Origin of the sequence: Methanohalophilus sp. WG1-DM (genome assembly GCF_004104135.1) — an archaeon.
In the GTDB taxonomy this organism is placed as follows: Archaea; Halobacteriota; Methanosarcinia; order Methanosarcinales; family Methanosarcinaceae; genus Methanohalophilus; species Methanohalophilus euhalobius.
In genome coordinates this window covers 14,775-30,945 of record NZ_RRBA01000018.1, presented here as the reverse complement: position 1 = coordinate 30,945, position 16,171 = coordinate 14,775, and the positions used below count along the sequence as shown (strand labels likewise).

General features: G+C 42.5%; 14 protein-coding genes. 11 read left to right on the top strand and 3 right to left on the bottom strand.

The features are described 5' to 3' along the window. Positions 1 to 1,428: hypothetical protein (locus tag CI957_RS09625; RefSeq protein ID WP_164909089.1), on the bottom strand; the 1,428-nt coding region annotated here is incomplete at its 3' end. Positions 1,429 to 1,689: 261 nt separating this feature from the next. On the opposite strand from CI957_RS09625, the gene CI957_RS09620 reads away from it, so the two are divergent. From CI957_RS09620 to CI957_RS09605, 4 genes are all read left to right on the top strand, one after another. Then, a complete protein-coding gene (locus CI957_RS09620; RefSeq protein ID WP_128754752.1) occupies positions 1,690 to 2,526 on the top strand; it encodes a winged helix-turn-helix transcriptional regulator in 837 nt (278 codons plus the stop codon). 90 nt (positions 2,527 to 2,616) lie between these two features. After that, positions 2,617 to 3,123 (top strand): amino acid-binding protein, encoded by a 507-nt coding sequence (locus CI957_RS09615; RefSeq protein WP_128754751.1) that lies wholly within the window; start codon positions 2,617 to 2,619, stop codon positions 3,121 to 3,123. 12 nt (positions 3,124 to 3,135) lie between these two features. After that, positions 3,136 to 4,134 (top strand): homoserine dehydrogenase, encoded by a 999-nt coding sequence (locus CI957_RS09610; RefSeq protein ID WP_128754750.1) that lies wholly within the window; start codon positions 3,136 to 3,138, stop codon positions 4,132 to 4,134. A gap of 16 nt (positions 4,135 to 4,150) precedes the next feature. Continuing rightward, positions 4,151 to 5,836 (top strand): ATP-dependent DNA ligase, encoded by a 1,686-nt coding sequence (locus CI957_RS09605; protein WP_105460681.1) that lies wholly within the window; start codon positions 4,151 to 4,153, stop codon positions 5,834 to 5,836. On the opposite strand, the gene hmgA is transcribed toward CI957_RS09605, so the two are convergent. After that, positions 5,837 to 7,081: a hydroxymethylglutaryl-CoA reductase (NADPH) gene (gene hmgA, locus CI957_RS09600; protein ID WP_128754749.1), complete on the bottom strand. Its 1,245-nt coding sequence runs from the start codon at positions 7,079 to 7,081 to the stop codon at positions 5,837 to 5,839. A gap of 276 nt (positions 7,082 to 7,357) precedes the next feature. Here hmgA and CI957_RS09595 point away from each other — a divergent pair, with 276 nt between their 5' ends. Both CI957_RS09595 and CI957_RS09590 read left to right on the top strand, forming a co-directional pair. Further along, on the top strand, positions 7,358 to 7,891 hold the full coding sequence (locus CI957_RS09595; RefSeq protein WP_128754748.1) for a hypothetical protein: 534 nt from the start codon (positions 7,358 to 7,360) through the stop codon (positions 7,889 to 7,891). 120 nt (positions 7,892 to 8,011) lie between these two features. Further along, positions 8,012 to 9,313: a TrpB-like pyridoxal phosphate-dependent enzyme gene (locus CI957_RS09590; RefSeq protein WP_128754747.1), complete on the top strand. Its 1,302-nt coding sequence runs from the start codon at positions 8,012 to 8,014 to the stop codon at positions 9,311 to 9,313. Positions 9,314 to 9,328: 15 nt separating this feature from the next. On the opposite strand, the gene CI957_RS09585 is transcribed toward CI957_RS09590, so the two are convergent. Further along, positions 9,329 to 10,276, bottom strand: coding sequence for a mechanosensitive ion channel family protein (locus tag CI957_RS09585; protein ID WP_241646075.1), 948 nt, complete (start codon positions 10,274 to 10,276; stop codon positions 9,329 to 9,331). Between the two features lie 217 nt (positions 10,277 to 10,493). On the opposite strand from CI957_RS09585, the gene CI957_RS09580 reads away from it, so the two are divergent. The 5 genes from CI957_RS09580 (at position 10,494) to CI957_RS09560 (ending at position 16,158) form a co-directional block, all read left to right on the top strand. Continuing rightward, on the top strand, positions 10,494 to 12,683 hold the full coding sequence (locus CI957_RS09580) for an ATP-dependent DNA helicase (RefSeq protein ID WP_128754746.1): 2,190 nt from the start codon (positions 10,494 to 10,496) through the stop codon (positions 12,681 to 12,683). Between the two features lie 43 nt (positions 12,684 to 12,726). Further along, positions 12,727 to 14,010: a histidinol dehydrogenase gene (gene hisD / locus CI957_RS09575; RefSeq protein ID WP_128754745.1), complete on the top strand. Its 1,284-nt coding sequence runs from the start codon at positions 12,727 to 12,729 to the stop codon at positions 14,008 to 14,010. A gap of 89 nt (positions 14,011 to 14,099) precedes the next feature. Beyond that, positions 14,100 to 14,498, top strand: a complete 399-nt coding sequence (locus tag CI957_RS09570) for a DUF1699 family protein (RefSeq protein ID WP_128754744.1) — start codon at positions 14,100 to 14,102, stop codon at positions 14,496 to 14,498. Between the two features lie 105 nt (positions 14,499 to 14,603). Then, the gene (gene cobA / locus CI957_RS09565; protein WP_128754743.1) at positions 14,604 to 15,368 is read left to right on the top strand and encodes a uroporphyrinogen-III C-methyltransferase; all 765 of its coding nucleotides are present in this window, start codon (positions 14,604 to 14,606) and stop codon (positions 15,366 to 15,368) included. 1 nt (position 15,369) lies between these two features. After that, complete coding sequence (locus CI957_RS09560; RefSeq protein WP_105460688.1) at positions 15,370 to 16,158, top strand: uroporphyrinogen-III synthase; 789 nt, start codon at positions 15,370 to 15,372, stop codon at positions 16,156 to 16,158. Positions 16,159 to 16,171: the final 13 nt, after the last annotated feature.

Here is a 16,171-nt window from a genome sequence, read left to right as displayed (position 1 = left end):
TTCGGCTATGATTTCATTCAAATCGGTAGTATTGAGGGTAAACTCATCCTCGGTTTCATTGAGCTTTATTTTAACTTCTGATTGCTCGCCCTCGATTTCTACTTCAATCTCGATTTCTTCTTCATCATCGAAATCTTCATCCTCCGCAGAATAGGTTCCTGCCCATTGCATGGTGTCAGAATCCGTGGTATAGGTTCCTTCCCCGGTAAACACCGTACTACCTGTACCCGTGGCATCAATGGAGATATTCTCCCCTGAAACCATCATAGTAAGACGGCTGCCGTTGATATGAGCATCTCCCGTAAAGTCAAGATATACTGTTGCAGGAGTACCCCTACCCATGGATTCTTCGGGAGTGATCCGCTCATATTCCCCGTCCATCTCTATGGTTGCATCACCTGCCAGATCTTTCACAACAAGTTTTGCATCTGTTACAGAGAGGTTTATATCGAAATTACCGGAAATCACGGCTGTACCATTCCCATTGGCACTGACATTTGTATCTTCTGAGAGATTAGCAAATCCCTGCCTGTGATCTTTCAGGAATTGCAGGATGTTACGGAGTGCATCGTTGGCCTGACGTGTAGCATCCACTGACTGTTGCATGTAGGCAAGGGATTCACTGCTGCCTTGCTCTGCACCCAGGGCCATTTCACGGTATTCGGATGCATTTTCTATCAGTGTGTTATAGCGCTCAAGCATTAGTTCGACTTCTGTAGTATCCACTCCACTTCCATTGAGACGCCCTATTTCAGATTCAATACGCTCGGAAATGGAATCGGCTTTATCAATATAATTTCCAACACCGTTCAGGACATTGAGAGACCTGAATTTGTATAGGTCCTTTGAAACGTCATGCCAGATCTTACGCACATCGCGTGCAATTTCTGCAAGCTCTTTCCGGTCTTCAGCAACTTCGAGTTTTTCCTGCTGATCTTCAAGTTGACCGATGTATTCATCGATTCTTTCAATGGAATCCTCTGATACACCTTTATTCTCGAAATCTTCCTTTGTATCTGACAGTCGGGTTACCATGTAGTTTATCGTATCATTGAGATACACACTGGACACATTGAAAAACTCTTCAGAGTTTGCGGAGATTTGCCCTTTTTGGACCCGTTCCTTAACATTCAGGAGACCTTGCCTGGAATTGTCATAATTATTCTTCATCCGCTCCCTCTGACCCGGGACCTTGTCACGAGCAGAAACTTCAGGGTATGGAATATTGCCAGGGTTCATATTGCCCCGATCCGTATTCATTTCCAAATTCCTTCCCGGTACATCATCAGGAACGGAAGTATTGTTAGGGCTCATGTTTCCCCGGTCTGCATTCATTCTATTATCTGGTTTTGCAACTGCAACGGCTGTAAACATACTTGCACACATTGCAATGACCAGAACAAAAGTCAGTATCTTTCTGAAATCCATTCCAATCCTCCTTGTATTTAGCATTGTTATCAATTGCATATTAGGCAAATGAAAATATAAGTATACTTTCATAACAGGCAAATTTAGAGAAAAATTAAGCATTTTAAAACTTTATAATAGTTTAATTTTTACAAACAAGGTTTTAAACTAATTTAAAAGTTAATTAAACCCAAATAAGCAGATTAAAAGACAAAAAAATACCAAAAAGGAAGAATCATATTTTCAATAAACATATATGCAATACTGTATTAAACTAGGACTGTGAGTAACAAACAACTTCGAATCGCCACAATTGTTCTTCTGTGCACCCTGATGTTTGCTAACTGTACAGCCGCCGAAGATACTGCAACAGTCCATGGCTCACTATATAATTGGTACACTTTAGAACCACAGGAAGATGTCATCCTCGAAATAAACACAACTCCTGCACAAACTGTAGTGGCAAGTAATGGGATATATGCATTCACACTGGAGCCAGGTTCATACCTTATAATCGCCAGAGGGTATGAAAATGGTACTCTCACAGCTTACTCGGAAGAAGAAATTACAATCAAAAAGCAAGGAGATTACGTAATCGACATCCTGCTTTATCCGGTATATGAAGAAGATATTGAAGACCTCAACGATACTGAGTTAAGCAACCTGACAGCCTCTGTAGAGGAAGGTACAAAAATCGTTGAACAAACATCTGATGATAAGAGCAATTCCTACTATCTCTTAATACTCATAATCCCACTCCTTATTGTTGCCATCTATTTTTATCGGCACAAAAAAGAAGAAAATGGCAAAAATTCTGTTACCAGCAGTTCAGGCATATCCGAAATTGAACAGATACAGGAATTGGAGCAAACGGGTGGAAAGTCTCATACTGCAAGGCCAGAAGACGAGGATAAAAAAGAAGAGGAACTGCCTGCGGACCTGAAGGAAATCCTGACAATATTACAGAAAGCCGGAGGAAGAATAACCCAGAAAGACCTCAGGCAGAAACTTAATTGTTCTGAGGCAAAAGCAAGCCTGATGATTGCAGATCTGCAGAGAAGAGGACTCATTGATAAGTTCAAAAAGGGAAGAGGAAATATACTGGTATTGAAAGATTAAAAAGTTCCCGAGCACCAAAACCTATAATTGTCTATTACCCGTTAAGAATGTAAAACAGATAATCCAAATTATACCAAAAGGAGGTTACCTATGAGAGTTTCAATGGATATAGAACTGAAAGACACGCCAGGTCAGCTCCTTTGCGCTCTGACACCCATATCAGAATTACGCGGGAACCTGAAATCAATAGTCCATCACCATGAAGAAAGGACACCTAGAGGCACCATTCCAGTACAGCTCGTTTTTGAAGCCGAACCTGATAATCTCGATGCAATTATAAAAAAACTTAAAAAAAATGGCATAGGAATCAGCAAAGTAGATGAAAAAAGATTGATCGAGGAAGGAGCAGTCATCTTGATAGGGCATATTGTCCATACCGATATTCAGGACACTATCGACAGCATTGACAGGACCGGGTATGCAGAAGTTGTGGACATTTCTCTTTCCATGCCCCATATAAATACCGCTTCATCTGCTTCCCTGAAGATCTGTGCTGTGGGGATAAAAGAACTGCATGAAGCAATCAGCATACTCAAAGGTGTTGCAGAGAAAAAAGACTTGCTTGTTGTTGAGCCCATACGGGCAGAATTTTCCTGAGGAGTTATACATATGAAAATTATTCGTGCATCAATAATCGGTTTTGGTTCTGTAGGACAGGGAGTAGCTCAGGTATTCCTCCAGAAAAAAGAGGAGATTCAAAAAAAGGGTTTTGATCTGAAAGTTGTTGCTGTGGCAGATTCGAGAAGTGCTGCTATCGATGAGAAAGGCCTAGATCTTAAAAAGGTCCTCAGCAGTAAAAAGGAAATTGGCCGGGTAGGACCCGAAACATTAAGCGGCCTGAAAGTTATCAGAAATGTAGATCATGAAGTTGTCATTGAAACCACCCCTACAGACATTGAAACCGGAGGAGTCGGGCTTGACAACATGTTGACAGCTTTTGAAAAGGGAATGGATGTGGTAACATCCAACAAAGGTCCCCTGGCCCTCAAATATGGGGAACTTGCAGAAGCTGCCCAAAAAAACAATGCTAAATTCAGGTTTGAGGCAACTGTCGGTGGTGCCATGCCGGCAATAAACCTGATACGTGATAGTATAGCAGGCAACTCAATTATCAGTATTGAAGGAATCCTGAATGGAACCTGCAATTACATCTTAACAAGGATGATGGAGGAGCACGCATCATATGAACAGATGCTTGCAGAATCCCAGGAGCTCGGCATTGCTGAAACTGATCCAACATATGATGTGGAAGGAATCGATGCTGCCTGTAAACTTGTAATTCTTGCAAACTATGTATTCGGAATGAAAGCAACATACCATGATGTGGATGTAAAAGGTATCACCAAAATTACTCCTGAAGCTCTCTCCCTTGCACAATCCGAAGGATATGTTATCAAGCAAATAGGAGAAGTCAAGGATGGATTTATCCAAACCTCACCACGTCTTGTTCCGGAAAGTCATCCACTTGCCGTTGGAGGAACCCTCAATGTTGTATCGGTGCAGACCGATCTTGCAGGCACAGTTACCTCAACTGGCAGGGGTGCAGGTTCTATCGAAACTGCGAGTGCAATCCTGAGCGACCTTATATCAATTTACAGAGAAGATTGAGAATAGGTGTTCATAAGTGACCTCTTTTGAATATTTTGCAAAAACATGTGCAAGTATCGAACAAATCCCCGGTTCACTGGAAATGACCGATGTGATTGCAAAACTCCTGAAAGAGGTTACAATTGAAGAACTTCCTGTCGTGACCCACTTTGTAATGGGTTCGGTTTTCCCTGCCTGGAGTGACAGGCAGATGGGTGTCGGGAACAGACTCCTATATACCGCCCTCTCAAAATCATCAGGGGTTTCAGAGGAAGAAATCGAAAATATCATCCGTAAAACCGGGGACATAGGGGAAACAGCAGTACAGGCCCTGTCATCCAATCCTGCAGGACAGTCCACATTCTCAGCATTTACTGAAGAAAAACCCGGCATGGAAATCAAAGAAGTTTATGAGAGGTTCACCCATATTGCAGATGCTACAGGAAAACGTTCTCAGAGTACCAAAATAAAAAATCTACAATATCTTTTCAATTCGGCAACCCCGATAGAGGCACGTTACCTGGCCCGGCTTGCTATCGAGCAACTGCGTATCGGTGTGGGAGAAGGAATTGTCAGAGATGCGATATCCAAAGCCTTTGATACTGATGTGGCTGCAGTCGAGCGGGCATTCATGCTGACAAACGACCTGGGGCTTGTAGCCGTTGCGGCCTGCAATGGTGGCAATGAAGAAGTACAGAAACTTGACATTCAGCTGAATCGGCCTGTCAAAATGATGCTGGCACAGGTAACACCCAGTATCCGGTCAGCCCTGAATGACCTTGGAGAAGTTGCTGTGGAATGGAAGTTTGATGGGGCAAGAGTGCAGATACATAAAAAAGGAGATAACATACACATATTCTCCCGCAGACTTGAAAATGTAACATCCTCCCTGCCCGATGTAGTAGAAGCAGTTCAGGAAAATGTGAATGCAGACACGGCTATTCTGGAAGGAGAAGCCGTGGCAATCGGAGAAGATGGTAAACCTCGCGCATTCCAGGACATACTTAAGCGGTTCAGAAGAAAATATGATGTTGAAGCAATTGCCAAAGCAATCCCCCTCAAACTAAACCTCTTTGACATACTCTACTTTAACGGGGAAAGCCTGATTGATAACCCACTCAGGAAAAGAAGAGAGTTATTGTTCCAGAATGTCCAGAGCAATGACAGGATACTCGTGGACAGACAGGTTATTACCGATAATGAGGAAGAGATACAGGAAATTTATGCAGATGCCCTCAGGGCAGGCCATGAAGGAATAATGATTAAAAAGCCCGATGCACCTTATTCTCCCGGTAAAAGAGGCAAGAACTGGCTCAAGAAAAAGCCACTCATGGAAACCCTGGACCTTGTAGTTATCGGTGCCGAATGGGGATATGGACGACGGGCAAACCTCATTGGTTCCTATGCACTTGGTTGTTATGATCCGGACACCGGGAAATTCCCTGCCATTGGGAAGGTTGCCACCGGTATTACAGACGAAAAACTGGCAGAACTCACCACTCTTTTTTCTGACTTGATTGTTTATGAAGCCGGCCGAAAAATAGAATTAAAACCGGAAATTGTCTTTGAGATTGCTTTTGAAGAGATACAAAAGAGTCCCAATTATGAATCCGGATATGCCCTGCGTTTTCCCAGGCTTGTTAATGTGAGGGATGATAAATCTCCTGAAGAAGCAGAGAGCCTGGAAAGGATCGGGGAGATATACCACTCCCAGAGATCCTGATTATCTTCCCAGTTCAGCATGGGCGCGTGCCAGATGACCGGCTGCTTGTGCACCTACAAGAGAGATTTCTCCTGCAAGTACCGCTGATGCTATTATTTCAGCCAGTTTTTTTGAATTGGCACCAGGCACATCACTTCCACCGGCAACTCCCAGCAAAGCCAGGCATTCTGCCTGCGTACCTATTATAGTGCCTCCTCCTACAGTACCCAGCTGTAATGCCGGCAGGGTCACAGTACAATAAAGGGAGCCATATTTTGTAACATCCATTGTAGTTATCGCACTGCTACCCTCAACAACATGAGCAGGGTCCTGGCCACAGGCAATATACATGGCAGCGATTATATTGGCCGCATGGGCATTGAATCCCAGGGACTGCGCACGGGCTGAACCCAGAAGATTTTTCCTGTAATTCACTTCTTCCATTGCTTGCGGAGTGGTCTTTAATTTCTTTTCTACAACTTCAGCTGTTAATTCAGCTTCAACAACCACAGTTTTACCCCTACCCTTGATAGTATTGATAGCTGCGGGTTTTTTGTCGGAGCACATGTTTCCGGAAAGAGACACCGGATATACACCGAACTCATCACTGATCAGGTCCACAATCGCCTGGGTAGCAATGGTTACCATATTCATTCCCATAGCATCCTTGGTATCAAATTCAAAACGCAGATACACATTGTTACCCAGTACATATGGCTCAACACCGGTAAGTTTACCAAAACGTGTTGTTTCAGAAACTTTATTTTGAAGTTGCCCAAAAACGTCCCCGTCTTTTATCCAGTCAATAAATTCTTTTGCATGATTGATATCATTCATCCTGAACACAGGCGCCCTGGTCATCACTTCATTGAAGACCCTCACTACAGTGCCACCTGAAGCAGAAATCGCTGAACAACCACGATTCACACTGGCAACCAGAGCCCCCTCTGTAGTGGCAAGAGGAAGATAATATTCTCCTTGCGCAAATTCCCCACCTATTTTAACAGGACCTGCAATTCCCAGAGGAACCTGCACCGCTCCAATCATATTTTCAATATTGCGCTTACTTGCTTCATTTTCATTTATACTGAAACTACCAATATGTTCCAATTGTACATCTCTAATTCTTTCCAGAGCCATTCTGCGAAGGAGCACAGCCCTGTCCTTTTCGACATGTTTATCCAGACGATGCATTGAAAGGCTGCCACTTACCAGTTGGCTCAATAATTCCTTTTCTTCCATAGAAAGTTGATTTTCTGTATTCATTGTGATCACTAATGAGTTTTTGAATATGTATAATTAGCACATATTGTTACAAGTATTTCACGCATAATAATCTTTAGAAAATAAAATCTTAAAACATACTCCCTCATACTGATGATTACTATACAAGACGATGCGAATAACGTTAAATAAGAATAAATATAATTTGAACTTGCTAGTGGTATAGCAGGTGGTACAACAAGAGAGCTTACATTAATAGCGATAGTATAGGCTATCTGTTGTGCTTCTCTATCTTTATAGCAGTGGTGGTATGAGCTAATGAAGAGTGGGGATAGTCCAAACGAAGCCTCTGAGACCAGCCAGAACCCCGATTCGGAATTCAATAAATGGAGAAGGGAATGGCTGGTCAAAAAGGCAAAAGAAAGAAGTAGCCATGGTACAAGGGAAAGCAACCCCGATATGGATAATGGTTTCTGGTACTGGTACATGGAAAAAAGTGCAAAATTGCATAAAAGATACATGCATCTTTATGATGATATTACTGCCAAAGAATTCAGGAAGAATAAAGAGGGCATAGATGAGTCCAATGATGATATAGATTATATAAGGCAACAATTTTTGAAACAGGATAGAGAAACAGTGAAATTACTGGCAGACAAGCTTGCAAAAGTGGGTTTGGAAAAAGAGTCAAAAGAATTCCTGTCTTTAGAACCTATGCATAAGGAAACTATTCAGAAACTTGACCGTTTTTTTGAGGTGTTGCATAGCAAACACTATAATGACCTTGAAATCGTCGATTTTTATTTATCCCTCTCACCAGAAGAAAGAATGGAACTGGGTTGCAAACCCTGAAAATTCATAAATATCTCTTTTCTTTTGCAACCTTTCTGGTATGATTATCCGATAGTCTTAAATAAACAACTGTCCGTACAAAATAGTACTAAAGTGTACACTAAACATGAGGGACTTATCATGGAATATACAAAATTTATACTTGATGAAAATGATATGCCAGAGAAATGGTATAATATTTTACCTGACATGCCCACCCCCCTTGAGCCTCCATTGAATCCGGCAACTAACGAACCAATCAAACCGGAGGAACTCGAACCTCTTTTTGCCAGGGAACTTATCAAACAGGAAATGTCTGATAAGCGTTACATAAACATTCCCGATGAAATTAAAGATATCTATAAGCTCTGGAGACCATCACCCCTTTACCGTGCCTCAAGACTTGAAAAGGAACTCGACACACCTGCAAAGATCTACTACAAACACGAGGGTGTGAGCCCTGCTGGAAGCCACAAACCCAACACATCCATTGCCCAGGCTTACTACAACATGAAAGAGGGAACCGAAAGGATCACTACTGAAACAGGAGCAGGACAGTGGGGAAGTGCTCTTTCTCTTGCATGCAACTATTTTGATATTGAATGTAAGGTATACATGGTACAATCAAGTTTTTACCAGAAACCTTACAGGAAATCCCTGATCAACCTCTGGGGAGCAAATGTAATTCCATCCCCGAGTAATGAGACCCAGTTCGGCAGAAAGATCCAGGAAGATTTCCCTGATACAAGCGGAAGTCTGGGTATAGCCATCAGTGAAGCTGTAGAAGATGCTGCTCTCAATGATAATACCAAATATGCATTGGGTAGTGTACTTAACCATGTTATGCATCACCAGACAATAATAGGACTGGAAACCCAGGAACAGATGAAAATGGCCGAGGATTACCCGGATGTCGTTATCGGCTGCTGTGGTGGCGGTAGTAACCTTGCAGGAATCGGACTTCCATTCATCAAGGATAAAATGGATGGCAATGATCTGAGAGTAATCGGTGTAGAACCATCCGCATGTCCTACCTTAAGCGCAGGGGAATTCAGATATGACTATGGAGATATGGCAAAGATGACACCATTGTTGAAAATGCATACTCTGGGATACGATTTCATCCCGCCTGCAATCCATGCCGGTGGACTGCGCTATCACGGTTGTTCACCCATAATCAGCCAGCTTGTCAATGAAGGTCTCATGGAAGCCACAAACTACCACCAGATCGAAGTATTTGAAGCAGGCGTGACCTTTGCCCGAACGGAAGGATTTGCCCCAGCTCCTGAATCATCCCATGCAATCAAATGTGCTATCGATGAAGCACTGAAATGCAAGGAAACAGGGGAAGAAAAGACAATCCTGTTCAATCTGAGTGGCCATGGCCATTTTGATATGAGTTCCTATGATAAATATTTCAACGGGGAACTTGGAAACGAATAAAAAAAGAAGAGGATATTAAAAATCCTCTTTTCCTTCTTTTTGCCCGATGTAACTTTTTTCTGCAATCAGGTCTTTTTTGTACACCAATGTTCTGTATGGGAATGGAATTTCTATTCCTTCTTTATCGAAACGTTTCTTGATAGCTTCCCTAATCTCACATCCTGTACCATAAGCAAAACTTCTATCCCTTACCCAAACAAATAATTTCAGGTTAACTGAAAAATCTCCGAGTCCTGTTAAAAGGACAGAAACATCATCATCACTGAACTTTTCATCATATTTACGAAGTTCAGAGAAGGACATCGTATTTTTGTTTTTGCGACCTTCTTCGACCATTATCTTACGGGCCAGATCAATATCGGAATCATAGCTTATACCTATCTCAATCGGCCAGCATACCGTTGGGTCCTCTATAGTCCAATTTATGATAGCTTCGTCACTGATTACATGATTTGGCAGGATAAGCCTGCGATTGTCCCAGGTTTTAACGACCGTATGACGTAAAGTGATATCCGTAATCTTGCCGTAATCATCCCTGATATTAACACGGTCTCCCACCCTAAAGGGGCGAAATATGGCAAGGGATACGCCTGAAATAATATTTGACATTGTGCTCTGGGCAGCAAGACCAACGACTATACCCAAAAATCCTGCACCTGCCAGGATAGCAAAAGAAAGGTCTTGCAGTGTCGGAAAATGCATAATTATCAGAACTAATCCAAATACATAGACAAGAGCTATGGATGTATGCCTGATAATTCGATAAGCAGTTTCATCTACAGCCATTCTACGGTTGGCTATTTCAAATTGATGCCGAATTATCCTGTCAACCAATTTTGATGCAACAAACGTAAGAACGATAACGAAAATTACGAATAGAACATCCAGTACATTCCAGAAATTCCAGAATTGCCATGAAGTTTCAGAAAATACATCTGATGTGTTTACCATTGGACCTACCATATTTATTCTTAATAAAACATCCAATAAATAATAGTGCTTATAATTTAGTTTTTACTATTAAATGTCCAGAACGGGATTAAACCGATGCTTTTACTTTGAAGCAGAATACCTATTTGCAAAATAACCTGTATTCCCTTAATAATAAATGCCATTAATTGTATTTGTAACTTTCACCAGCAAAATGGATATCCAAACTCGCCTTTAGATGTGAAATTTTATGAAAATAGAAGAACTGGACCTGCCTTCAGAAGCCATTAACCTATATCTTCAGGCCGGTATAGAAGAACTCTATCCGCCCCAGGCAGATGCTGTAGAAAAAGGACTTCTGCAAGGAGAAAACCTACTTGCAGCAATCCCCACAGCATCAGGGAAGACCTTACTTGCAGAGATGGCGATGTTAAAGGCTGTCAAAAAGGGAGGCAAGGCCCTTTACATTGTACCACTGCGCGCACTGGCTTCTGAAAAATTCAGGGATTTTAAACGATTTGAAAGTCTGGGTATAAAAACTGCCATATCTACAGGAGATTTTGATTCAAGGGATGAATGGCTCGGTTCCAATGACATAATAGTTGCTACCTCCGAGAAAACGGATTCCCTTTTGCGTAATTCCACACCCTGGATGAAAGACATCACCACTGTGATCGTTGATGAGGTCCATCTGCTGGATTCGGCAAGCAGAGGACCCACCCTGGAAGTAACCCTGGCAAAACTCAAAAGACTCAATCCGGGGGCACAGGTAGTTGCTCTTTCAGCTACAGTTGGTAATGCGATGGAAATTGCTCAGTGGCTGGAAGCCAAACTCGTATTAAGTGAGTGGAGACCCACGGACTTATATGAGGGAATTTTCTTCGGAGATGCCATCAATTTCAATGAAAGCCAGAAGTTTATCGAAAGACGCCACAAGGAAGATACTGTAAATCTTGTACTGGACACTATTATCGAAGAAGGACAATGTCTTGTATTTGACAGCAGCCGGCGAAATTGTGTTGGATTTGCAAAGAAATGTGCTCCTGTTGCAGGAGAACTTCTCGACAGACAAAATCGCAATGAACTGGAAGAAGTTGCAAAAGAGGTTCTGGAAAACGGGGAGACCAAACTTACTGAAACTCTTGCATACTGTATTAAAAAAGGGGTTGCTTTTCATCATGCAGGACTGAATTCTGCCCATCGCAGGATCGTAGAAGATGCTTTCCGGAACAATTTAATAAAGATGATCTGCAGCACACCAACACTGGCAGCCGGGTTGAACCTGCCTGCCCGACGTGTGATCATCCGCAGTTACAAACGTTATGATCCCAATGCAGGAATGCAACCCATTCCTGTGCTTGACTACAAACAGATGGCCGGCAGGGCAGGCAGGCCACATCTGGACCCCTATGGAGAGGCTGTAGTCATAGTGAAAACATATGAAGAACTAACCGATGTGCTGGAGAGATATATCAACGCTTCTGCAGAAGATATCTGGTCCAAACTGGGTACCGAGAATGCACTGCGCACCCACATCCTTTCCACTATTGCAAGCGGTTTTGCAAATTGCCACAAGGAGGTGCTTACCTTTTTGGGTTCCACTTTTTTTGCCCACCAGCAAGAGAGCTGGAATTTCGAAGAACTGCTGGAAGACTGCCTGATATTCCTTAAAAATGAGGGAATGCTTGAACAGGATAATGAGATCATCCGGGCAACCGAACTGGGAAAAATGATATCCTCTCTATATATTGATCCTCTTTCGGCTTCAAAGATCATCCGCGGACTGGAAAAAACCACACATGTCACAGATATTACTTTGTTACAACTGATTTGCAGTACACCGGATATGCGCCTGCTTTACTTGCGCAACAGGGATTATGAAATAATAAATGATTATGTGATGAATCATACCGAAGATTTTATCGAAGTGCCCAGTCCATTCAAACAGATAGAATATGAATGGTTTCTTTCAGAGGTCAAGACCGCTTTGTTGCTCCAGGAATGGATCAATGAGAAAAGCCTGGAAAAAATTGTTGAGAACTATCAGGTCGCAGAAGGCGACATTTATGCCAGCTCTGATATTGCCGAGTGGTTGATGCATGCCACTTTAAGGATTGCATCCAGAATAAATCCACAACTTGAAACCGAATGTGCAAAACTTGAAAAAAGGATACATTATGGTGCAGGCAGTGAACTAATGGAATTGGTGGAAATCCCCGATGTAGGCAGGGCAAGAGCACGCAAACTTTTCAAGAAAGGATATAGCAGCCGTCAGAAACTTGCAACAGCAAATGAAAAGCAACTTGCAGGGATAGTCGGGCCAAAGATCGCCCAAAAAATTCTTGCATATCTGGGCAGGGAAACTGACAGCAATGGTTATGTAGAGCCGGAAACATTGGAAAATAAGAAACAACAGAAAACATTTCAGGACTTTATCTGAGATAACTATCTAATACATAAACACAAAGACGGAGACTTACCCCATGCTTTATAAAAAAATTAAAGACCTCACCAATGGTGAATTGGATAATCTTATGGAAAGGGCATCAGACCTGATGGCTGTAAGGGATGCAGTTGAAACAATTCTTGAGGATGTGAAAAAGGAGGGGGATAGTGCCCTGCGTCATTATACTGAAAAATTTGACAAAGCCCGAATTGGTGCCATCGAAGTAACTGAAGACGAAATTAATGAAGCAATGACAAAAATAGACCCGTCTTTGTTGAAACATCTGGATAAAGCTGCATCCAACATCAGGAAATTCCATGAAGCACAATTACCCCGGGACAAATGGTTTGTAGAAATTTCCCCGGGAGTTAAAGCCGGACAGAAAACAGTACCCTTAAGATCCGTAGGTGCATATGTGCCAGGAGGAAGAGCATCATACCCTTCAACCGCCCTTATGACAATAATCCCTGCCAAAGTTGCAGGAGTGAAGGACGTAGCCATGTGTACTCCTCCCGGGCCCGATGGTAAGGTGAATCCTTTGACACTTGCAGCTGCAAAGGTCGCTGGTGCTGACAGGATATACAGACTCGGCGGGGTCCAGGCTGTTGCAGCTCTTGCCTATGGAACTGAAAGTGTTAAACCCGTAGATAAGATTGTAGGACCGGGAAATGTATTTGTGACTGCGGCAAAGATGCTTATCCGCACACATGCAGAGATAGATTTCCCGGCAGGGCCCAGTGAGATCCTGATAATTGCAGATGAAACTGCAGATCCGGATTTTATCGCATCTGACATGCTGGCACAGGCCGAACATGATCCCAATGCAATCTGTGTATTAGCCACTACCTCTGAGGAAATTGCAGCGAATACACAACAACGCTTAGGGGAACTTGCAGATACTACACCCAGGTCAGAAATCGTGAAAGAAGCCCTGCAAAATGCGGCCATCCTTATAGGCGATTCCCTTGATGAGTGTATTGGATTATCCAATCGTTTCGGACCCGAACATCTTGAGATAGTGACAGCAGATGATGAGACAGTCCTGGACAGAATTGATAGTGCCGGATCGATTTTTATGGGAAAATATGCTCCCGTTTCAACCGGTGATTATGCTTCAGGAACAAATCATGTACTCCCTACAGCCGGATATACAAGACTCTACTCGGGATTAAACATCAATCATTTCCTGAAATATTCCACAATACAGCAGCTGGACAGGAAAGGTTTACAATCCCTGAGTGATACAATAATCACACTTGCAGAAGAAGAAGGGCTGTACGCTCATGCTGATGCCGTAAGGTTGCGTTTGAAGAAAAATTAATGATCCTCTCACTCGATAATTATTTAAGAGGTTAGAATTAATAATAATTTATTGAGTTGTACATCGAGCTTAATATCAGGAGTGGAATCATGAAAATCAGAGTTGTCAGCAAAAGGAAAGAAATTGAAACACTCGATGAAGGGGAAAGAGTGATTCATCTGGCTTTCCGTCCGTCCAACAAGGACATATTTGATCTCGTTAAAAGATGTAAGAATGTGGAAGTGATCCAGATACCTTCTTCTTACAGGAAAACTGTATCAAAATCCATTGAGATGTTCCTTGAGATGGAAGGAATCAGACTTGTAGAAGGAGATGTGTGGGGTCACAGGAAAGACATAAATGAGTATTACAGCATCTCTCCTTCTGTTAATGAAAGGATAAAGGAATTGAAATCTGAGGGAATGTCAGACGAAGAAATTGCCAGAAAGATAGAAAGAGAAGGAAAACTCAACAAGGACATTTTATTATATATACTCGATAAACAATGAGTATATTTTTCACTTTTTCTTCCTCCAACTTCTATCCGGTACATATAACCTTTTTAACCAATCAAATCCTTAGTTCCTCAAACACGTCAATAGAGGATTAATATCATGAATAGCGGATACGGGAAAGTATATCTTGTTGGGTCCGGCCCCGGAGATCCGGAACTGCTCACAATAAAAGCAAGAAAGTTAATAGACAACGCAGAGGTCATCGTCTATGACCAGTTGCCAGGAGAAGCAATCCTGCAAAGCATGCCTGAAACGGCAGAAAAAATTGATGCAGGAAAGTATGCAGGCAATCATAAACTAACCCAGACAGAAATCAACGATCTGATAGTGAAAAAGGCAGAAGAAGGAAAAAGTGTCGTTCGATTAAAGGGAGGGGACCCCTATATGTTTGGCAGGGGCGGCGAAGAGGCTGAAAAACTTGTGCAGGCAGGAATCGATTTTGAGGTTGTACCCGGTATCACCTCTGCGATTGCAGTGCCTGCTTATGCCGGAATCCCTGTAACCCACAGGGACCATGCATCAATGGTTACATTTATTACCGGCCATGAAGACCCGACCAAAACAAAAACCGGTCTTGATTGGGAAAACCTGGCACAATTCCCGGGGACCCTGGTCATATTTATGGGAGTAAAAAGGCTGGAGCAGAATATGAACGCACTGAAAAAATACGGCAAACAGCCATCAACTCCGGTAGCAATTATCGAAAAAGGAACCCGACCCGATCAGAGGATCACCACAGGAAATATTGAGAACATAGCAGAAAAAGCAAAAAAGGCCGGTGTAAAGGCCCCTGCAATAACAGTTGTGGGTGATGTGGTTTCCGTACATGATATTCTGGGTATGCAAAAGGTCTTATGGGGATAATATGGATAAAAAAAATAATACCATAGCAATAATGAGGCCTCGCAATTACCTCGCAAAATCCCGTGAGATGGCACAATCCATGGGATATGAGGTGTTCGAGGCGCCAATGATCGAGCTGACGGATATGAAAGATGACATGTTCGATACATTCACAGAGCATGTCCTTTCTGGAAAAAGCGACTATGTGATATTTACCAGTGCCAACGGTATCGACTATACCCTGGACAAGGTAGATGACAGGAATGAATTTGCCAATGCTCTTAACAGGACAAAAGTAATAACCATCGGCCCAAATACAAAAAAGAGGCTGGAAGAGCTTGATATTGGAGTTCTTGGTATACCAGGTGTCTACAGCTCAGAAGGACTGGTCGAATATCTCTGTCCTGATGTTAAGGGAAAGATAGTGGATACCGCGCGCAGTGCCTATGGCTCAATCCTGCTTATAGAAGGACTCGAAAAGTGTGGTGCATCAGTTCTGGAAACACAGGTATATACACTCATGCGTCCCGAAGGAGACAAGCAGAGAGAACTTATCAAAAGGGCGGCAACCGGGGATATTACGATTTTTGCCTTCACAAGTTCCATGATGGTACGCAATTTTTTCAGCCTGGCAGAAGAGATGGGAAAAACCGATGACATAAAGGAAGTAATGAAAAAGTCTATCGTGGCTGCAATTGGTACTCCCACAGCAAATACCATTAAGGAATATGGCGTGGAAACAACTATAAAACCCTGCAAGTACACCTTCGATGAAATGCTAAAAACCATTAAAGACGAATACTTTGACTGAAGAAGGTTTAGAA